Below are 18,666 nucleotides of genomic sequence, written 5' to 3' on the forward strand. Positions count from 1 at the left end.
GCTTCGCAAAAGTCTGCCGGCTTTATCGCACGGAAGCCGCTTGCCCCCGACAAGCATTAGTCTCGCAATGGCCGGGAGATGTTCCTGACGGAGTCGGGAATGCGCTCCCTCCCCCTCACGGCTCGATCTTGAGCGTCGCTTTCATGTTGGGATGATAGCGGCAGTAATATTCGACCGTTCCCACCTTTTTCAGAACTGACGTCGCCGATGCCTTGGGCGGCAACTTCACGTCGAAATCACCGTTCTTCGCGGTGGCGGTATGGGCGAAGACGTCCTTGTTGATCCAGCTGACGGTATCGCCGACCTTGGCCGACACCTCAGCCGGCGAGATCACGAGGTTCTCCATCGTGATCTCGATCGTCGCGGCGTGCGCCGGGACGACCATCGCGGCGAAGACAAGCGCGATGGGAAACGAAGACAGCCGCCCCGACATCATCGCACACTCCCTATTTCAGCTCGGCCGCGACATGTTCGGCGTGCTGCTGATGGCCCTGGAAGATCTTCAGGCCGGTCTGCAGCAGGCTCTTCAGCTCGGCGTTGCTCGCCGACGGAATCAGCTGCGTCTCCAGCGCGCCGTTGACCGCCTTGTGGTAGGCGACCTCGTTGGCGACATAGGCCTTGTCGAAGGCAGCACCGCTCAGCTTGTCGAGCTCGGCCAGCTTGTCGCTCGCCTGCTTGGACAGCGCCTTGCTGGTGTCGTTGTCTTCAGGGGTGACGTTCAGCTTCTTGACCAGCGCGAGTGCCTGCTTGTTGACGGCCTCGTGGTCGCGCAGCATGTCCTCGGCGAACGCCTTCACGTCCTTGCTCTTGGCCTTCTTCTGCGCCTGCTTGGCCGCGTTGATGTCGATCACGCCAGCGGTGTAGGCGATATGGGCGATCTGCGGATCGGTGGGCTTGTCGGCGGCGCTGGCGCCTTGCAGCAGCGCGGGGCTCGACAACAGAATGGCCGCGGCGATCGCCGCGCTCCGTCGGGTGAACATGGCTTGGTACTCCTGTGGTGCCGGCATTGCCCGGCGCGTTGCGTCACAGGGATTGGATGGGAGTTTCGCGCAAACGTTCCCGAAAAATGACGCGCCGGCGCCAATCAACAGATGCCAATCAGCCGATGCCAAGGCGCCTGAGCACGGTCTCGGTCAGGTGCTCGCAGCGCTGGCCGGCGAACGGGAATGCATCCATCACGACGGGGCCGATCTTCTTCTCGACGTTCTCGCGCAGCAGGGCGCGCGCACGATGCAAACGCGTCTTCACAGTCTCGGGCTTGATGCCGAGCAGCTCGGCCGTCTCCTCCATGCTCATCCCCTCCATCACCCGCGCGATGAAGACCATGCGGAAGGCGTCGGGCAATTCGTCGACCGCGTGTTCGACGACGCGCTGGATTTCGCGTTGAGCCATGGATCTTTCCGGATCGGTTGCGGCGGACGAAAGGGGGAACTTGATGATCTGTGCTTCGAGCGTTGCCTCCGGCACCGATCCCAGCTCGACCTGCGGCCTCCGGCTGCGCAGGCGCCCGAGCGCTTCGTTGATGGCAATGCGCGACAGCCAGGTCGACAGCGCCGACGTACCAAGAAAGCCGTCGAGATGCGTGAAGGCGCGGACATAGGTTTCCTGCACCACGTCCTCGGCCTCACTGTCGCTGCGCAGAATGCCGCGGGCGAGGCGATAGAGCCTGCGGTTGTTGCCCTGCATGATCTCGCGCAATGCGGCTTCGTCCCGGCGCCGCGCGCGCTCGATCAGCTCGGTTTCCGATGTCCTGGCACCGGCCGACAGGCCGGCCGCGGTCCCTTGCATGGTTGGTGCCTTGTCTCCATTGGTTCCGGACATTGGATGCAGGCCCCGGGGGAAAGGTTCCCGGATTTCTTACACTCGCCTGGAGAGCCCCTCCAGGGGTAGCCAAGCACACCTAATCCGTCTCGATCGGCAGTGCCGGGTCCCTGGCCCATTCGCCCATCGAGGCGTCGTAGAGCGTCAGCCTGTCGTAGCCGAGCTGCGTCAGCAGGAAGAGGTCGATCGTCGCCGAGATGCCGCCGCCGCAATAGAGGATCACGTTCTTGTCGCGCGTGACGCCGGCAGCTGTGAATTTGGCTTCGGCGTCGGCGAGCGTCGTCAAGGTCTTGTCGGCATTGACAAGCGTCGCGGCCGATACGTTGACGCTGCCGGGCACACGGCCGGGCCGGCCGTAGCGGCTCGGCTCGAGGCCGCGATGAAATTGCGGACCGAGCGCGTTGACGATCACCGTCGCGGGATCGCGGATCCGCGCCTTTACGGTGGTCTTGTCGACGAAGAAACCCGCGCGCGGCGTGGCCTTGAAGGTCGTCGCGGGATAGCCTTTCGGTGTGCCAGTCTCGACTGGGCGTCCCTCCTCTTTCCATTTGTCGAAGCCGCCGTCGAGCACATGCGCATCGACGCCGAGCGAGCGCAGCATCCACCAGAACCGCGTCGCCCACATCATGGTGCCGATGCTGTAGAGCACAACGGTCTTGCCTGCATCGAGGCCGTGGCGGCCGAAGGCGGCTTCGAGTTGGGCCAAATCGGGCATCATGAAGAATTGTTGCGACGAGGTGTCGGAGAACTCGCCCTGCAGGTCGAGGAAATCGGCGCCGGGAATGTGGCCGGCTGCAAACGTCTTGTCGCCGGGGACCGCGCGATACGGCACGTCGCTGCCCGGCGGGACGGGTTCGTTATAGGTCGTGCAGTCGTAGACGCGGAGGTTGAGATCGCCGAGCATGGCAGCGAGCTGTTCGGCAGTGATGAGGGCGGCTGGCTCTGACATCGGAATGCACTCCCGTTCGAGAGGAAGTGTAGCTCTCTCCTCTCGTCATTGCGAGCCACCGGGTCCGCGCGAAGCGCGGCCCGATGACAGGCTCCGCGAAGCAATCCGGAATCTTTCCGCGGAGGGACGCTGGATTGCTCCGTCGCATCTGCGCAAAATTGCTCCGCAATGTTGTCGCTGAGCTCCTCGCAATGACGGGGATGGTGCGTTCGTCCCCGACCGAAGCGTCCTACTGCTTCAGCGTCTCCAGAAACCGCACCGGCTCGCCCTGCGATGGCGTCACCAGCTCGCCCTGCCACATCACGCGGCGGCCGCGGACAAACGTGCCGACGGGCCAACCTGTGACACGCACGCCGTCATAGGGGGTCCAGCCTGCCTTCGACGCGACCCATTTGTTGGTGATGGTTTCGCTGCGCTTGAGGTCGACGACCGTGAAGTCGGCGTCGTAGCCGGCGGCGATGCGGCCCTTGCAGGCCATGTTGTAGAGACGCGCGGGGCCGGCGCTGGTGAGGTCGACGAAGCGCGCCAGGGAGAGCCGGCCCCCGTTGACGTGGTCGAGCATTAGCGGCACCAGCGTCTGCACGCCGGTCATGCCGGAGGGCGAGGCGGGATAGGTCTTCTGCTTCTCCTCCAGCGTATGCGGAGCGTGGTCGGAGCCGAGCACGTCGATGATGCCCTGCTCGATGCCGCGCCAGATGCCGGCACGGTGATCGGCGCCGCGCACCGGCGGGTTCATCTGCGCCAGCGTGCCGAGGCGCTCATAGCATTCCGGCGCGACCAGCGTGAGGTGATGCGGCGTCGCCTCGCAGGAGGCGACGTCCTTGTGATCCCTGAGGAACTCGATCTCTTCCTTGGTCGAGATGTGCAGCACGTGGATGCGCTTGCCGGTCTCGTGCGCGAGCTTGACCAGGCGCTGCGTGGCCATCAGCGCCGCGGTTTCGTCGCGCCAGACCGGATGCGAGCGCGGATCGCCTTCGATACGCAGAGATTTGCGATCGTTGAGACGGTACTCGTCCTCGGCATGGAAGGCGGCGCGGCGGCGGATGACCTGAAAAATGCGGCGCAGGCTTTCGTCGTCCTCCACGAGAAGCGCACCGGTCGAGGAGCCGATGAACACTTTGACGCCGGCGCAGCCGGGTGCGCGCTCCAGCACCGGCAGGTCCTGCACGTTCTCGCGGGTGCCGCCGATGAAGAAGGCGAAATCGCAATGCATGCGGTGATGGGCGCGCTTCACCTTGTCGGTGAAGGTCGCCTCGGTCACGGTGAGCGGCGAGGTGTTCGGCATCTCGAACACGGCGGTGACACCGCCCATCACGGCGCTGCGCGAGCCGGTCTCGAGGTCTTCCTTCTGCTCCAGCCCGGGCTCGCGGAAATGCACCTGGGTGTCCATCACGCCGGGCAGGATGTGCAGGCCCTTGCAGTCGATCACCTCCGCGGCGGAGGCCTGCGACAGCGGACCCAGTTCGGCGATGCGGCCATTGGTGATGCCGATATCGCGAACACCCTCGCCGTCCTGGTTGACGACGGTGCCATTCTTGAGGATCACATCGAAGCGCTGGGTCATGGCTGAAGGCCTCTCTCGTCCCCAAGCGCAGGGCTCGAGGTCTTGTCGTTTATGCCTCGCGGGCTTACGTTCCGGAGCAACATGTCGCAAGAGATTTTCGCATGAAATCAGCGTTTCTTCCCGACCGGGGCGTGGTCAAGGTCGCGGGCGAGGATGCGCGCAACTTCCTCAACGGCCTGGTTACGACCGACGTCGACAGGTTGAAGCCGGGCCTGGGGCGATTCGGCGCGCTGCTGACGCCGCAGGGCAAGATCATCGTCGATTTCCTGATCGCCGAGGTGCCCGCAGGCCATGGCGGCGGGTTCCTGCTAGACTGCCCGAAAGCGCTGGCGGATAGCCTCGCCACCAAGCTGAAATTCTACAAGCTGCGCGCCAAGGTCACGGTGGAAAACCTCGATCTCGGCGTGCTCGCCGCCTGGGATGGCCAGCCAGCGGCCCAGCCCGATCTTGCGTTCGCCGATCCGCGCCAGGACGGGCTCGGCTATCGCATCCTGATCCCCGAGGATCTCAAGCAGAAGCTCTCCGACCTCATCGGGGCCGAGCTTGTCGATGCGACCGAATACGAGGCGCACCGCATCGCGCTCGGCGTGCCGCGCGGCGGGCTCGACTTCTCGTACAACGACGCCTTTCCGCACGAGACCAACATGGACCGCCTTGCCGGCGTCGATTTCGACAAGGGCTGCTATGTCGGCCAGGAGGTCGTCTCGCGCATGCAGCATCGCGGCACCGCACGCACCCGCAGCGTCAAGGTGCTGCTCGACGACTTCTCGCCGGAGGCCGGCGTCAGCGTCATGGCCGGCGACAAGCCGGTCGGCACCATGGGCTCGTCGGCGCAAGGCAAGGGCATTGCCCTGGTGCGCATTGACCGCGTCGCCGAGGCGCTCGATGCCGGCCAGCCGCTGACCGCTGGCGGGCTCGCGTTGAAGCTGGCAGACCCGGACGTCGTCCGCATCCCCGCAAAGCAGCCCACCGCATGAGCCGAGCCCCTCGCCAGCATCCCGACGGAAAGACGCGTTGCCCCTGGCCCGGCGAAGATCCGCTTTATGTCGCCTACCACGACACCGAATGGGGCGTGCCGGAATATGACGACCGCGCGCTCTACGAGAAGCTGATCCTCGACGGTTTCCAGGCCGGCCTGTCCTGGATCACCATCCTGCGCAAGCGCGACAATTTCCGCAAAGCCTTCGACGATTTCCAGCCGGAGAAGATCGCGCGCTACAACGAGAAGAAGGTCCACGCACTGATGAACGATGCCGGCATCGTGCGCAACAAGGCCAAGATCGACGGCGCGATCCTGAGCGCGAGATCGTATCTCGACATCATGGAGAAGGGCCCGGGCTTCTCGAAGCTGCTGTGGGACTTCATGGACGGCAAGCCCAAGGTCAACCATTTCAAGACCACGGCAAGCGTGCCCGCCTCGACGCCGCTGTCGACCCAGATCTCGAAAGAGCTGTCCTCGCGCGGCTTCAAATTCGTCGGCCCGACCATCGTCTATGCCTTCATGGAAGCGACCGGCATGGTCAACGACCATCTCGTCGACTGCCATTGTCACGCGACTTGCGGCAAGGCGCCGCGCAAGCCGCGTCTCAAGTCCAAATGACCGTGAAGAAGACCGCGCGCGACGCGCAGTCCCGCGCCTGGCAGCGCATGCTGTCGGGCCGGCGGCTCGATCTGCTCGATCCCTCCCCGCTCGACGTCGAGATCGCCGACATCGCGCACGGGCTGGCGCGCGTCGCGCGCTGGAATGGCCAGACCATCGGCGCGCATATCTTCTCGGTCGCGCAGCACACGCTGCTGGTGGAGATCGTGCTGCGGCACGAGATGCCGCGCGCCGATCAGCGCATGCGGCTCGCCGCGCTGCTTCACGATGCGCCGGAATACGTGATCGGCGACATGATCTCGCCGTTCAAGGCGGTGCTCGACGGCCATTACAAGGCCGTGGAGAAGCGCCTGCTCGGCGCCATCCATATCCGCTTTGGCCTGCCACCGGACTTGCCGGAGGAGATCACGTCAGCCATCAAGGCCGCCGACCGCGGCGCGGCCTATCTGGAAGCGACCGAGCTTGCCGGCTTCAGCGAGAGCGAGGCGCGGCGCCTGTTCGGCAAGGATCCCGGCCTCAGCGACAGCGTCCGGCGCGACTATCTCACGCCCTGGACCGCGGCGCGGGCCGAGAAGCAGTTTCTGGAGCGGTTTGGCGCGGTGTCTGCGTAGCATCATCCCTTCGTAGGGTGGTCAAAGCGAAGCGTGCCCACGAAACCAGGTCAGATGCGCGCATTTGCGAGATGGTGGGCACTTTGCGCCTTTGCCCACCCTACGAGCGCTCGTTATAATCGCGGCAAAAAGGTCCGCCATGATCCACGTCTGTTCGCTCGCCGCGCTTCCCGAAACCGTCCGCCTCACCAAGGCCAGCCATGTGCTGACCGTGATGGCCAATGTCGAGCAAGTGGCCCGGCCGGTCTCCGTGCTGCCGGCCAATCATCTCAAGGTGTCGATGGACGACATCACCGAGGAGATGGACGGTTTCGTCGCACCCTCCGAGGGGCACATCGACCAGGTGCTGAATTTCGTGCGCTCCTGGGACCGCGGCGCACCGCTGGTGGTGCATTGCTATGCCGGCATCAGCCGCTCCACCGCGAGCGCGTTCGCGGCGGTCTGCGCGCTCAATCCCAACCGCGACGAGCTCGAGATCGCCAGGAAGATCCGCGCGGCCTCGCCGATCGCCTCGCCGAACCGGCGCATCGTCGGCCTTGCCGACCGCGCCTTGGGGCGCAACGGCCGCATGCTGCGCGCGCTCGACGAGATCGGCCCGGGCGCGATGATGGTCGAGGGCCGCCCCTTCGTGATCGAGCTCGAATGACAGCTGTGATATCAGCCGCATGAGCGAGAAGCTGCTGACGCCGATCGAGATCGGCCTGACCGCGGCGATCGTGGCGATCGAGGGTCATGAGCCGCTGATCCTGACCGCGCGCGACAGTGAAGGGCTTGCCGGCCTGCCGTTCGGCCCGTTCGACGCGCTCGCGCACCGCACCTTCGAGATCGGCCTGCGCGCCTGGGTCGAGGAGCAGGCGGGCTTGCGGCTCGGCTATGTCGAGCAGCTCTACACCTTTGGCGATCGCGGCCGCCATGCCGAGGCTGGCGACACCGGGGCGCATATGGTGTCGATCGGTTATCTCGCATTGACGCGCGCGGTGGACGGCGAGCTAGCGGCGAACGCGGCGAGCTTCGCGCCATGGTATCGCTTCCTCCCCTGGGAAGACCGGCGCGAGGAGCCGCCGGCGATCATTGCCCGCGACATCATTCCCGCGCTGACCGAGTGGGCCGCGGAGGAGACGCCGGAGACGACCCGCGCGCTGCCGCGCAAGGATCGCGTGCGGTTTTATTTCGGCCTCGACGGGGCGGCCTGGGACGAGGAGCGCGTGCTCGACCGCTACGAGCTCTTGTACGAGGCCGGGCTGGTCGAGGAAGCCAGGCGCGACGGCCGCCCTGCGGCATTGGCGCGCACGGCGCTTCCCCCGCTCGGGACCTCGATGCGGTTCGACCACCGCCGGATTCTTGCCACGGCGATCGCGCGGCTGCGTGCGAAACTGAAGTATCGTCCTGTGGTGTTTGAACTTTTGCCGCCCGAATTCACACTTACGGAACTGCAGTATACGGTGGAGGCGATCTCCGGCCGGCACCTGCACAAGCAGAATTTCCGCCGTCTGGTCGAAATGGAAGCCCTGGTCGAACCGACCGGGGTGATGTCGACACAGACGGGCGGACGGCCGGCGGCGCTCTACCGCTTCCGCCGCGACGTGCTCCAGGAGCGGCCCGCACCGGGGTTACGCGTACGCTCCCGGCGCTAACTCAAGATTTGCGCGATCGGCCCCTGCCCGCCGGTCGCCTGGAGGCTTCATGTTCGACGGCCCGTTTGACGTCTTTGCGCTGATCATCGCGATCATCGCCATCCTGATCGCAATCAAGGCGTCAAGCCAGGCGGCCGAGCTGCGTCGGCGCTTCAGCGCGCTCGAAGAGAGGGTTTACGCGCAGCAGCGACCGGTCCAACCGCCGCCACCGTTGCCGGCATACGTGCAGGCTGAAGCTCCCGCAACGGCGACCACCGAACCTCCGCCGCTCGCGCCGGAGGCCGAAACGGCGCCGCCTCCGCTCGTCACCGAAGAGCCGCGGCCGCTCGCAGCGAGTCAAGGGGCCGATGCCCCGCCGCCGCTCCCCGGGCGCGCGCCTGATAGTCGTGAACCCGGCTTCGAGGAGCAGCTCGGCACGCGCTGGGTGGTGTGGATCGGCGGCCTTGCGCTGGCGCTGGGCGGCTTCTTCATGGTGCGCTATTCGATCGAGGCCGGCCTGCTCGGCCCCGGCGTGCGCGTGTTCCTGGGCGGCCTGTTCGCAGCAGCGCTGCTCGGAGCCGGCGAATGGACGCGGCGCAAGGAGAGCATCTCGGCCATCGCCGCGCTGCCGATCGCCAACATCCCCGCGATCTTCACCGCGGCAGGTACAGCTGTGGCGTTCGCGACCATCTATGCGGCCTATGCGCTCTACGGCTTCCTCGTGCCCGCCACCGCCTTCGTGCTGCTCGGCATCGTCGCGATGTGCACGCTCGCGGCCGCGCTGCTGCACGGCCCCGCGCTCGCCGGCCTCGGCGTGGTCGGCGCCTTCGTGACGCCGGTGCTCGTCTCCAGCGGCAAGCCCGACTATTGGGCGCTCTACATCTATCTCGCCGTGGTCACCGCCGCGAGCTTCGGCCTCGCCCGCATCCGGCTGTGGCGCTGGCTCGCGGTCACGACGATTGCCTTTGCCGTGCTCTGGATCTTCCCGGGCCTCGACGCGAGCGAATTGCAGGTCGCGCCGCACGCCTTCCATGCCGTCGCGGGCTTCGTGCTGGCCGCGCTGGTCGTCGTCTGCGGCTTCATGTTCGGACCCAGCATCGAGGACGGCGAGATCGAACCCATCTCGTCGGGCTCGCTCGGCGCCTATTTGTTCGGCGCGATGCTGATCGTGCTGTCGAGCGCGCATGCCGACCTGGCGCTGATCGCGTTTACGCTGCTCGTCGGCGCAACCCTGCTCGTCGCCTGGCGTGCGCCGGCCGCCACCGGCGCGCTCGGCGCGGCCGCAGCGACCGTCTTCATCGTGTTCGCCGAATGGGCGGTGCGCGCCAATCCCGACATGCTGGTGCTGCCGGGCGGTGCGATGTCCGGCATCGGGCCCAGCGCCATCGACGGCTCCGTGACGCTGCATCTGGTGACGGCCGCGATCTTCGCCGCGGGCTTCGGCATTGCCGGCTTCCTCGCGCAAGGCCGGTCGAATTCGGCGATCATCCCGGTGGTGTGGTCGGCGACATCAGTCGCGACGCCGATCGCGATCCTCGTCGCGCTCTACGCGCGGATCGCCCATCTCGACCGCTCGATCCCGTTCGCGATCCTCGCAGTGCTGCTCGCGGCAGGCTTCGGTGCCGCGACCGAGGCTCTCTCGCGCCGTGAGACCCGGCCGGGCACCATGATCTCCACCGCTCTGTACGCGACCGGCACGCTCGGTGCGCTGGCGCTGGCGCTGACCTTCGCGCTGGAGAAGGGCTGGCTGACGATCGCGCTGGCGCTGATGTCGCTCGGCACCGCCTGGATCTCGCTGCAGCGGCCGATCCCGTTCCTGCGCTGGCTCGCCGCGATCTTCGCGGGGCTCGTCACCGCGCGCATCGCCTACGATCCCCGCATCGTCGGCGACGCCGTCGGCACCACGCCGATCTTCAACTGGCTGCTCTGGGGCTACGGCCTGCCGGCGGCCTCGTTCTGGGGCGCCAGCGTCTTCCTGCGCCGCCGCGCCGACGATCCACCGCTGCGCATGGTCGAGACCGCCGCGATCCTGTTCACCGCGCTGCTCGCCTTCATGGAGATCCGGCATTTCGCGACCGGTGGCGACATGATCTCGCCGCCCTCGCTGCTCGAATTCGCACTCCAGGTCTGCATCACGCTTGCGATGGCGATCGGGCTGGAGCGCCTGCGGCTGCGCAGCCACAGCATCGTGCACGATATCGGCGCGATCGTGCTCACGGCGATCGGCGGGCTGATCAGCGTGTTCGGCCTCCTGATCCTGGAGAACCCGCTGATCTGGCGCATCGACGTCGGCGGCGCATTGTTCAACTTGCTGCTGCTCGGCTATGCGCTGCCGGCGGTGCTGATGCTGCTGCTGTCCTATGCGGTGGTCGGGGCGCGCGGCAAGGCCTACGCCAACACGATCGCGGGCGGTGCGCTGGTGTTCGCGCTCGCCTACGTGACGCTGGAGATCCGCCGCTTCTATCACGGCCCGATCCTGTCCAGCGGACCGACCACGGGCGCCGAGCAATACACCTATTCGATCGGCTGGCTGACCTTCGGCGTGGTATTGCTCGGCGTCGGCATTCTCGTCAACTCCGAGCGCGCGCGGCTGGCCTCGGCCGCCGTCATCGCGCTGACGATCCTAAAGGCCTTCGTCATCGACATGTCGACGCTGACAGGCGTCTACCGGGCGCTCTCGTTCATGTGCCTCGGCATCGTGCTGGTTGCGATCGGCTGGCTGTACCAGCGCATCCTGTTCCGGCGGCAGGTCGCACCGCCGCCGGCTCCGCAGACGGGCAGTTGATTATCAGGCCGCGCGGACCGATTCCAGGAACTGCGCGACCTCGACCTTGAGACGCGTGCTGTCGGATGCCAGCGATTTCGCGGCCGACAGCACCTCGACCGAGGCCTCGCCGGTCTCCATCGCACCGCGCTGCACGTCGGTGATGTTAGCCGAAACTTCCTGCGTGCCGACCGAGGCCTGCTGGACGTTGCGCGAGATCTCCTGCGTGGCCGCGCCCTGCTCCTCGACGGCAGCGGCAATCGCCGCCGACACCTCGGACAATCGCTCGATGGTGCCGCCGATCTCCTGGATGGCGCTGACGGATTCCTGCGTCGCGGCCTGGATGCCCGACACCTGCGCCCCGATCTCGCCGGTCGCCTTCGCCGTCTGCTCGGCCAGCGCCTTGACTTCGGAGGCGACGACGGCGAACCCGCGGCCGGCTTCGCCCGCACGCGCCGCCTCGATGGTGGCGTTCAGCGCCAGCAGATTGGTCTGGCCCGCGATGGTGTTGATGAGCTCGACCACGTCACCAATGCGGGAGGCGGCCTGCGACAGCGCGTTGACGCGCTCGTTGGTCCGCGCCGCCTGCTCGACGGCTTCCGCCGCCATCCGCGCCGAATCCTGCACGCGGCGGCTGATCTCGGTGATGGAGGACGACAGCTCCTCCGAGGCGGAGGCGACCGCCTGGACGTTGGTGGAGGCTTCCTCGGACGCCGCGGCAACCACGGTCGCGAGTTCCTGGCCGCGCTGCGCGGTGCCGGTCAGCGTCGAGGCCGAGGCCTCGAGCTCGGTCGAGGCCGAAGAGACGGTGCCGACCACCTCGCCGATCATCGCCTCGAACTTGCGGGTGATGGCATCGACGCGGCGGCCGCGCTCGATCTTGGCTTCGGCATCGGCGGCCGCGGCCTCGTCGGCGGCCTTCTTGGCGATCAGCGCCTCCTTGAAGATCTGCAGCGCATCCGCCATCGATCCGATTTCGGTCTTCTCGCCGCGATGCGGCACCTCAGCCGAGAGGTCACCCTCGCCGAGCGACTGCATCGGGCGGATGATCGAGGCGATGCCGCGAGAAACGTCGCGTACCAGATAATAGGCGGCGCCGATCGCGATCAGGACGGCCGCGATGATAATGCCGACGAGCACGCGGAAGATCAGCGCATAGCTGTCGGCCGCTTGCTTGGTCTCCAGCTCGGCGCCGCTGTTGTTGAGCTCGATGCCTTTCTGAAGCAGCGGATCGGCGGCCTGCGCCATCTTGGCGACCTTGGTCTGCAACATCTCGTTGGCATCGGTCGGGAAGCGGCCGACGCTCTTGCGCGACAGCGCCATAGTCTCCTGCACGCCGTTCAGGTACTCGGCCCACGCCTTGCTCCATTGCTCGTAGAGCGAGCGCTCCTCGGGCACGTTGATCAGGCGCTCGTAAACCTTGCGGGTCTTCTCGATTCGTTCGCGCAAGCCTGCGAGTCGCTTCTCGGCGGCCTCCTTGCCCTCGGCACTGTCCTGCATCAGGTGCAGTCGGAGCGCGACGCGCAGCTCGTTGATGTCGGCCCGCATGGAGCCTAGCGCACGCACGCTCGGCAGCCAGCTCTCCGCGATCTCGACCGTGTGGGAATTGATGTTCTGCATCGTGCCGATCGCCATCACGCCGACACCGGCGAGCGAGAGCACGAGGACCGACAGCACGGTCAGAAGCTTGAAAACGATCGACAACTTCGACATCACACAAAAATCCCGTTGAGGCCTACGACGCACAAATCACCTGCGCCGTGATCGTCGCGAGGGACAATAGGGCGGAGGGCATTCCAACGATGATGGCTGGTTCTTATCCCGTAAAATTGCGCCCATAGTTGCAAACAGGCGTTAACAGGAAGCTACGTTAAATTACGGAATTCGGCACCGCCGCCGTTATATGTTCCGCAGCCATCTGTTGCAGCGCAGCCGGCATCGCGCGGCACGCACCGCCTCCAGAAAGCGCGGGATTCCGGTCCTGAGCCGCATGCCCTCCCCTGCGAGAGCGACTGCGCGGCGGAATGCACCTGCGCCGAGGCGGCCCCGTCTCGCCGCCCCCGTCAGGCGGCGCGCACCGTCTCGAGGAACTTCCCGACCTCGAGCTTGAGGCGGTTGCTGTCGCCCGACAGCATCTGCGCAGCCGACAGCACTTGTGAGGACGCCGAGCCGGTCTCGCTCGCGCCGCGCTGCACGTCGGTGATGTTGGACGAGACCTGATGCGTGCCTGCCGCTGCCTGCTGCACGTTGCGGGAAATCTCCTGCGTCGCGGCGCCCTGCTCTTCCACGGCAGCTGCGATGGTCGAAGAAATCTCCGACAGCTTCTCGATGGTGTCGCTGATGTCCCTGATGGCACCGACCGAATGCTCGGTCGCGGACTGGATGCTGGCAATCTGCTGCCCGATCTCGCCGGTCGCCTTCGCGGTCTGCTCGGCAAGCGCCTTGACCTCGGAAGCGACGACGGCAAAGCCGCGTCCGGCCTCGCCGGCGCGAGCGGCCTCGATGGTTGCGTTCAGCGCGAGGAGATTGGTCTGGCCCGCGATTGTGTTGATCAGCTCAACCACATCGCCGATCCGCGCCGCTGCCTTGGACAGTTCGCCGACGCGGTCGGTCGTGGTGCGGGCCTGGCTGACTGCCTCGCTGGCGACGCGCGCGGATTCCTGCACCTGGCGGCTGATCTCGGTGATCGAGGAGGACAGTTCCTCCGTTGCGGATGCCACCGACTGCACGTTGGTCGACGCTTCTTCCGATGCGGCCGCCACCACGGTGGTAAGCTGTTGCGTGCGCTCGGCGGTCGAGGTCAGCGTGGTAGCTGAGGCCTCAAGCTCGGTCGAGGCCGAGGAAACCGTGCCGACGATCTCTCCGACCGCAGACTCGAAACTGTCCGCGAGCTTGTACATTTCGGCCTTGCGCCGTTCGGCCGCGATCTGATCCTGCCGCACCTGGGCCTCCGCTTCTTCGCGCGCCTTCTGCTCGGACACGACCTTGAATTTTTCGACGGCACCAGCGACCTCGCCGACTTCGTCCTTGCGGCCAAGGCCCGGGAGCACCACAGAGAAGTCGCCGCCAGCGAGCTTCTCCATCGCCAGCGTCAGCGCGCGCATGGGCCGCGCGATGCTGAACACCGAGAAGATGCAGGCTCCAATCAACACGAGCGCAACCAGCACGCCGGTCACGAGCGACGTCCGGGCGACCGAGGCGGCCTCGGCTTCCGCTTCCGCACGCGCTTCAACGGTTCTCTGCTTGGCGAAATCGGTAATCTGGTTGGCCAGCTGGTTGATCTCTTCGTTGATCGGCGCCAGCGTTCCCTTGCGGAAGCGATCGACCTCGCTCACGAGCTTGGCGATCTGCGCCGCCCCTTCGGCGTCTTTCTTCTCCTCGAGCGCCAGCTCCTGCTTGCGGATGGCTTCGATCTGCTGCTGGCCCTTGCCGAACTCCCCGATCAGCACGGTCAGACGATCGATCCGCTTGCGGTTCTCCGGCGAGCGTGAAAGCTTCGCCATTTCGTTCGAGAATTTTGTGGCAGCGCTCTGACGGTCGTTGAAATAGGTGACCGCCTTCTGCATCTCGGCCGGCGATGCAGACGTCAGGATGTCGCGAATGCCGATCTGCATGCCCCGGACCGAGGCCTTCGCTTCCGCGGCATTTTGCGCGATCGCCTGCTGTCCTGACGCGGCATTGTTGAGCCTTTGGACATCGGCATCCCCTCTCATCTGCAGAAAGATCATCAGCGCGACCAGCCCTATGGTCAGCACAGAGGTGATGGCGAGTTTGGTGCCAATTCGCAGGTTCTGAATGAACATCATCGAAATTTCCCCGGACGTATGGCGACTGCCGCGACGAAGCACGTGCACAACCCGGGAACGTTAACAGCGACGTTCCTCATTAACGTTAAGCAGCACCGCGACAGCCTAAGTAGAAGTACTGAAATACCTGCTCAGCCTCGCGATTCTTCGCAGCTTCTACGTGCAACAGCCCGGACTTCGCGGATTTGCATGCACTGACATTCGTTAACGCCGGTCGCACGTCGGCGAACCGTCAGGGCACGTTCTCGCCGACGAGACTGATGCGAAAAACCGGCTTCTTGTTCTCGTCGAGCAGCTCCATGCACCATTCGGCGTTCGGCTTCAGGCCGCGCGCGATGCTCCCGAGCAAGTTGGCGCAGACCTCGGTCATCTCGGTCCAGGCGGCTGCGCGATCCTCGAACTCGTACGGCTGGTCGGCGGCGCCGGAATAGCGACCGGTGCTGATGCGGAAGAAGTACAGCGACATCGTTGAACCCTTGTGTAGGGCCGCGCCCCCCGGCCGGACGTAAACTGGGACGCGAACAGCTACCAACGCATGAAAGCCGCCGTCCGTATGACTACGGCGCGGCGGCTTCATGTTTGATCAACGTCTTCAACGACTAAAGCGTGCAGCTAGTCCCCGCAGGGCCGTCTCACTGAGTCGAACGGCGCAGCTCCAGCGGACCTTCGTTCTTGGCAGGCTCGGACCTGACTTCCGCCTTGACCGGCTCGAGCCGGCTGCTCTCGACGCGCGGCGTTTCCACGCGCGCGGCGACTTCGGTGTTGGCCGGGCCGACCGAACCGGTGTGCTCCGACCTGTGCAGCGAGCGTGGCCGCGCCGCAGCGCGCGCCATCAGCATCTGGTTGCCGCCCTGGTGATGGAAGTCGCAATAGGCGAAGCCCATGCCCGACACCGAGCCGCGGAAGCTGCGATCGTCGGTCTTTTCCAGGTTGAAACAGGGCTCGAATGGAATGCCCTTGATCGAGGCGCAGACGTTCTGGCCGCGGATCTGGAGCGTATTTCCGGGCAGGCGGAGGTGCTTGACGGGGCCCGCGCCCGAGAACTGCACCGCACCGGCGGCGCCGAGATCGTCGAGGATACGGCCTGCGCCGCGGGTGCCGTCGAAACAGGTGAAGGCAAACACTTTGCCGGCCACGAAGCGACGCGCTTCGTCAGCGTTCATGCTTCCGGCAATGGCCGGCGCAAACGTTGCTGCCGCCGTGACAGCCCCCAACACAATACGCGCAAGCATGCTCAACTCCGAACCCAACCCCGCAGCGGGCGATGCCTTATCTCTTTACCCGCTGCTTACCATACTAACCATGGCGACATTGAAGCAGCTTGGTTGGTAAAGTCTAAACGCCGTTAAGCGATTTTTACCACGATGCGCCCGCGGACCTCGCCGGCGAGGATTTTCGCGCCCCATTGGGGAACGTCGTCCAGCGAAATTTCATGAGTAATTTCAGTTAGTTTGGCCCGATCGAGATCGGACGCCAGACGCTGCCAGGCAGCTTTCCTCGGCTCAATCGGGCACATCACGGAATCGATGCCGAGAAGGCACACCCCGCGCAAAATGAAGGGGGCGACAGAAGACGGCAGGTCCAGGCCGCCGGCGAGGCCACAGGCCGCGATCGCTCCGCCGTACTTGGTCATCGACAGCAGATTCGCCAGCGTGGTCGATCCGACGCTGTCCACGCCGCCCGCCCAGCGCTCTTTGGCGATCGGCTTGGCCGCGCCCGACAATTCGTTGCGATCGATGATTTCGGCGGCGCCGATGTGTTTCAGGTAGTCCGCTTCCGCGGCGCGGCCGGTCGAGGCGATGACGTGGTAGCCGAGCTTCGAGAGCACCGCGGTCGCAACCGATCCGACACCGCCGGCGGCACCGGTCACCACCACCGGGCCGCTCTTGGGCGACAGACCGTGCCTTTCCAGTGCCAGCACCGACAGCATCGCGGTGAAGCCGGCGGTGCCGATCGCCATGGCATCGCGCGCCGAGAGCCCTTGCGGCAGGGCGACCAGCCAGTCGCCCTTGACCCGCGCCTTCTCGGCATAGGCGCCGAGATGGGTCTCTCCCATGCCCCATCCGGTGCAGACCACCTTGTCGCCCGCCTTCCACTGCGGATGCGAGGATGCCTCGACCGTACCGGCAAAGTCGATGCCGGCGATCATCGGGAAGCGGCGCACCACCGGCGCCTTGCCGGTGAGCGCGAGGCCGTCCTTGTAGTTCAGCGTCGACCATTCCACGCGGACCGTGACGTCGCCGTCCATCAGCTCGGCTTCATCGAACTGCGTGAGCGCGGCGGTGGTGCCCTTGTCCGCCTTGTCGATCCGGATCGCCTTGAATGTGGCCACGACTGAACTCCCTGACTTGTTTGCCGGGGATGTTTAGCCGATCAGGCAGGCTGCGCAACCGCCCGTGCAACGGGTTTTTCCACGATCGGAAGATTGATCAGCGCGGAGAGCACGCCGAACAGGATCGAGAGCCACCAGATCGGCGTGTAGGAACCGAATTTCTCGAACACGATGCCTCCGAGCCAGACGCCGAGGAAACCGCCGACCTGATGGCTGACGAAGGCGAAGCCGTAGAGCGTCGCAAGCCAGCGCGTGCCGAACATCAGCGCCACCAGCGCCGAAGTCGGCGGCACCGTGGAGAGCCAGGTCAGGCCGGAGACCGCACCGAAGGCAATCGCAGAAAACGGCGTGATCGGGAACGAGATGAAGGCCAGTGTCGCGAGCGCGCGCGTGAAGTAGATGGTCGAGAGGATGTAGCGCTTGGGCACCGAGTTCTGGAGATAGCCGACGCTGAGCGAGCCGATGATGTTGAACAGGCCGATGGCGGCGATCACCCAGCCGCCGGTTTGCGCGGAGATGCCGCGATCGACCAGGAACGCCGGCAGATGCACGGTAATGAAGGCGAGCTGGAAGCCGCAGGTGAAGAAGCCGAGCACCAGCAGCACGTAGGAGCGATGACCGAAGGCTTCCGCGAGCGCCTTGGTGATGGTCTGATCATCCGCGGGAGCTGCATTGGCCGTGGTCGTCACCGGCGGCGTCGAGAGCGCCAGCGCTAGCGGAATGATCAGCAGCATCAGGAAGCCGAACACGGAGAGCGCCTGCTGCCAGCCGAAATTGTCGATCAACGCGACGCCGATCGGCGCGAACAGGAACTGCCCGAACGAGCCCGCCGCCGTGCCTGCACCAAGCGCAAGGCCGCGCTTCTCCGCCGGCAGCAGCTTGGTGAACGCCGACAGCACCAGATTGAACGAGCAGCCGGCAAGACCAAAACCGACCATGACGCCGGCGCCGATGTTGAGCGACAACGGCGTCGAGGAGTAGCGCATCAGAAGAAGGCCGCCGGCATAGAGCAGAGCGCCGACGCACATCACCCGAAACAGTCCGAAGCGATCCGCGACCGCACCAGCGAAGGGCTGGCCCAGGCCCCACAACAGATTCTGCACGGCAATCGCGAGGCCGAACACGTCGCGGCCCCAGGAGAATTCGTGACTCATCGGCTGCACGAAGAAGCCGAGCGCCGAGCGCGGACCGAAGCCGAGCATGCCGATCGCACATCCACAGAGAATGATGACGGCCGGGGTGCGCCAATTGGAGGAACGTGAGCTGGGAAGTTCGCCCGCTGAAATCGACATGGTGTTCCTCGTCTGTCATTAGCGGATTCGCAGGAGCGGCCGCGAACTGCCATTTAATGCACTTGCATGAAGATCCCAAGTCAAAAACGATTGCATTCCACGGGGAGCTGCCGCGGGAGCCTTGCGTTTCAATGTGGCCTCGCCAGAGGCGTCCGGCCCGGGCCTGACGAAAATGTGTGCGAGTGCATCTGGCAATTCCCGGCAGAGCATGATATCTGATTTGCTCACATTGAGTATATCATCCCTGACAAGGTCCATGCCCGCCCGCCGGCGGGATTCTTCAGGCTCCACATATACTCAATATGAGTATAATT

Annotated in this window: 17 protein-coding genes; 6 read left to right on the forward strand and 11 right to left on the reverse strand. The window is 65.5% G+C overall.

Going from position 1 to position 18,666, the window contains the following annotated elements:
* Window positions 1–115 precede the first annotated feature (115 nt).
* The 5 genes from RPS27_RS37435 to RPS27_RS37455 form a co-directional block, all read right to left on the reverse strand.
* Entirely contained in the window at window positions 116–436 is a 321-nt protein-coding gene (locus RPS27_RS37435) for a cupredoxin domain-containing protein (protein ID WP_313755026.1), read from the reverse strand.
* 10 nt (window positions 437–446) lie between these two features.
* The gene (locus tag RPS27_RS37440; protein WP_194406664.1) at window positions 447–980 is read right to left on the reverse strand and encodes a DUF4142 domain-containing protein; all 534 of its coding nucleotides are present in this window, start codon (window positions 978–980) and stop codon (window positions 447–449) included.
* Window positions 981–1,098: 118 nt separating this feature from the next.
* Window positions 1,099–1,788, reverse strand: a complete 690-nt coding sequence (locus RPS27_RS37445) for an RNA polymerase sigma factor (protein ID WP_212065557.1) — start codon at window positions 1,786–1,788, stop codon at window positions 1,099–1,101.
* A 112-nt stretch (window positions 1,789–1,900) separates the two neighbouring features.
* Window positions 1,901–2,770, reverse strand: coding sequence for a sulfurtransferase (locus RPS27_RS37450; protein ID WP_212065558.1), 870 nt, complete (start codon window positions 2,768–2,770; stop codon window positions 1,901–1,903).
* Window positions 2,771–2,999: 229 nt separating this feature from the next.
* Window positions 3,000–4,334, reverse strand: a complete 1,335-nt coding sequence (locus tag RPS27_RS37455; RefSeq protein WP_212065559.1) for a dihydroorotase — start codon at window positions 4,332–4,334, stop codon at window positions 3,000–3,002.
* 101 nt (window positions 4,335–4,435) lie between these two features.
* Between RPS27_RS37455 and RPS27_RS37460 the strand changes: the two genes are divergently transcribed.
* The 6 genes from RPS27_RS37460 (at window position 4,436) to RPS27_RS37485 (ending at window position 10,943) form a co-directional block, all read left to right on the forward strand.
* Window positions 4,436–5,311 carry a YgfZ/GcvT domain-containing protein gene (locus tag RPS27_RS37460; RefSeq protein ID WP_211419406.1) on the forward strand — a complete coding sequence of 292 codons (876 nt, stop codon included), beginning with the start codon at window positions 4,436–4,438 and terminating at the stop codon, window positions 5,309–5,311.
* On the forward strand, window positions 5,308–5,934 hold the full coding sequence (locus RPS27_RS37465; protein WP_211419407.1) for a DNA-3-methyladenine glycosylase I: 627 nt from the start codon (window positions 5,308–5,310) through the stop codon (window positions 5,932–5,934). The genes RPS27_RS37460 and RPS27_RS37465 overlap by 4 nt, the downstream gene beginning before the upstream one ends.
* The gene (locus RPS27_RS37470; RefSeq protein WP_211419408.1) at window positions 5,931–6,545 is read left to right on the forward strand and encodes a YfbR-like 5'-deoxynucleotidase; all 615 of its coding nucleotides are present in this window, start codon (window positions 5,931–5,933) and stop codon (window positions 6,543–6,545) included. The genes RPS27_RS37465 and RPS27_RS37470 overlap by 4 nt, the downstream gene beginning before the upstream one ends.
* A gap of 139 nt (window positions 6,546–6,684) precedes the next feature.
* Window positions 6,685–7,191, forward strand: coding sequence for a tyrosine phosphatase family protein (locus tag RPS27_RS37475; protein WP_194406657.1), 507 nt, complete (start codon window positions 6,685–6,687; stop codon window positions 7,189–7,191).
* Window positions 7,192–7,210: 19 nt separating this feature from the next.
* Window positions 7,211–8,179, forward strand: a complete 969-nt coding sequence (locus RPS27_RS37480; protein ID WP_211419409.1) for an NUDIX hydrolase — start codon at window positions 7,211–7,213, stop codon at window positions 8,177–8,179.
* Between the two features lie 49 nt (window positions 8,180–8,228).
* Window positions 8,229–10,943: a DUF2339 domain-containing protein gene (locus RPS27_RS37485; protein WP_212065560.1), complete on the forward strand. Its 2,715-nt coding sequence runs from the start codon at window positions 8,229–8,231 to the stop codon at window positions 10,941–10,943.
* A gap of 3 nt (window positions 10,944–10,946) precedes the next feature.
* Here RPS27_RS37485 and RPS27_RS37490 read toward each other — a convergent pair whose 3' ends face one another.
* The 6 genes from RPS27_RS37490 to RPS27_RS37515 all read right to left on the reverse strand — a co-directional run bounded on the left by RPS27_RS37490 (window position 10,947) and on the right by RPS27_RS37515 (window position 18,352).
* Window positions 10,947–12,635 (reverse strand): methyl-accepting chemotaxis protein, encoded by a 1,689-nt coding sequence (locus RPS27_RS37490; RefSeq protein ID WP_211419411.1) that lies wholly within the window; start codon window positions 12,633–12,635, stop codon window positions 10,947–10,949.
* 350 nt (window positions 12,636–12,985) lie between these two features.
* Window positions 12,986–14,728 (reverse strand): methyl-accepting chemotaxis protein, encoded by a 1,743-nt coding sequence (locus tag RPS27_RS37495; RefSeq protein ID WP_212065561.1) that lies wholly within the window; start codon window positions 14,726–14,728, stop codon window positions 12,986–12,988.
* A 232-nt stretch (window positions 14,729–14,960) separates the two neighbouring features.
* Window positions 14,961–15,194 (reverse strand): DUF6894 family protein, encoded by a 234-nt coding sequence (locus tag RPS27_RS37500; RefSeq protein WP_194406652.1) that lies wholly within the window; start codon window positions 15,192–15,194, stop codon window positions 14,961–14,963.
* A 166-nt stretch (window positions 15,195–15,360) separates the two neighbouring features.
* Window positions 15,361–15,960: a hypothetical protein gene (locus RPS27_RS37505; protein ID WP_063196531.1), complete on the reverse strand. Its 600-nt coding sequence runs from the start codon at window positions 15,958–15,960 to the stop codon at window positions 15,361–15,363.
* Between the two features lie 113 nt (window positions 15,961–16,073).
* Window positions 16,074–17,060, reverse strand: coding sequence for an MDR family oxidoreductase (locus RPS27_RS37510; RefSeq protein ID WP_212065562.1), 987 nt, complete (start codon window positions 17,058–17,060; stop codon window positions 16,074–16,076).
* A 41-nt stretch (window positions 17,061–17,101) separates the two neighbouring features.
* Window positions 17,102–18,352 (reverse strand): MFS transporter, encoded by a 1,251-nt coding sequence (locus RPS27_RS37515; protein WP_211419416.1) that lies wholly within the window; start codon window positions 18,350–18,352, stop codon window positions 17,102–17,104.
* Window positions 18,353–18,666 lie beyond the last annotated feature (314 nt).

It is taken from the genome of Bradyrhizobium sp. WYCCWR 12699 (genome assembly GCF_032144035.1).
Classification (GTDB): Bacteria; Pseudomonadota; Alphaproteobacteria; order Rhizobiales; family Xanthobacteraceae; genus Bradyrhizobium.

Bases quoted from the DNA above. Each gene is read 5' to 3' on its own strand.
- RPS27_RS37445 (WP_212065557.1), bottom strand. From the start codon at position 1,788: ATGCAAGGGACCGCGGCCGGCCTGTCGGCCGGTGCCAGGACATCGGAA.
- RPS27_RS37440 (WP_194406664.1), bottom strand. From the start codon at position 980: ATGTTCACCCGACGGAGCGCGGCGATCGCCGCGGCCATTCTGTTGTCG.
- RPS27_RS37515 (WP_211419416.1), bottom strand. From the start codon at position 18,352: ATGTCGATTTCAGCGGGCGAACTTCCCAGCTCACGTTCCTCCAATTGG.
- RPS27_RS37500 (WP_194406652.1), bottom strand. From the start codon at position 15,194: ATGTCGCTGTACTTCTTCCGCATCAGCACCGGTCGCTATTCCGGCGCC.
- RPS27_RS37470 (WP_211419408.1), top strand. From the start codon at position 5,931: ATGACCGTGAAGAAGACCGCGCGCGACGCGCAGTCCCGCGCCTGGCAG.
- RPS27_RS37475 (WP_194406657.1), top strand. From the start codon at position 6,685: ATGATCCACGTCTGTTCGCTCGCCGCGCTTCCCGAAACCGTCCGCCTC.
- RPS27_RS37435 (WP_313755026.1), bottom strand. From the start codon at position 436: ATGATGTCGGGGCGGCTGTCTTCGTTTCCCATCGCGCTTGTCTTCGCC.
- RPS27_RS37490 (WP_211419411.1), bottom strand. From the start codon at position 12,635: ATGTCGAAGTTGTCGATCGTTTTCAAGCTTCTGACCGTGCTGTCGGTC.
- RPS27_RS37480 (WP_211419409.1), top strand. From the start codon at position 7,211: ATGAGCGAGAAGCTGCTGACGCCGATCGAGATCGGCCTGACCGCGGCG.
- RPS27_RS37450 (WP_212065558.1), bottom strand. From the start codon at position 2,770: ATGTCAGAGCCAGCCGCCCTCATCACTGCCGAACAGCTCGCTGCCATG.
- RPS27_RS37505 (WP_063196531.1), bottom strand. From the start codon at position 15,960: ATGCTTGCGCGTATTGTGTTGGGGGCTGTCACGGCGGCAGCAACGTTT.
- RPS27_RS37495 (WP_212065561.1), bottom strand. From the start codon at position 14,728: ATGATGTTCATTCAGAACCTGCGAATTGGCACCAAACTCGCCATCACC.
- RPS27_RS37485 (WP_212065560.1), top strand. From the start codon at position 8,229: ATGTTCGACGGCCCGTTTGACGTCTTTGCGCTGATCATCGCGATCATC.
- RPS27_RS37465 (WP_211419407.1), top strand. From the start codon at position 5,308: ATGAGCCGAGCCCCTCGCCAGCATCCCGACGGAAAGACGCGTTGCCCC.
- RPS27_RS37460 (WP_211419406.1), top strand. From the start codon at position 4,436: ATGAAATCAGCGTTTCTTCCCGACCGGGGCGTGGTCAAGGTCGCGGGC.
- RPS27_RS37455 (WP_212065559.1), bottom strand. From the start codon at position 4,334: ATGACCCAGCGCTTCGATGTGATCCTCAAGAATGGCACCGTCGTCAAC.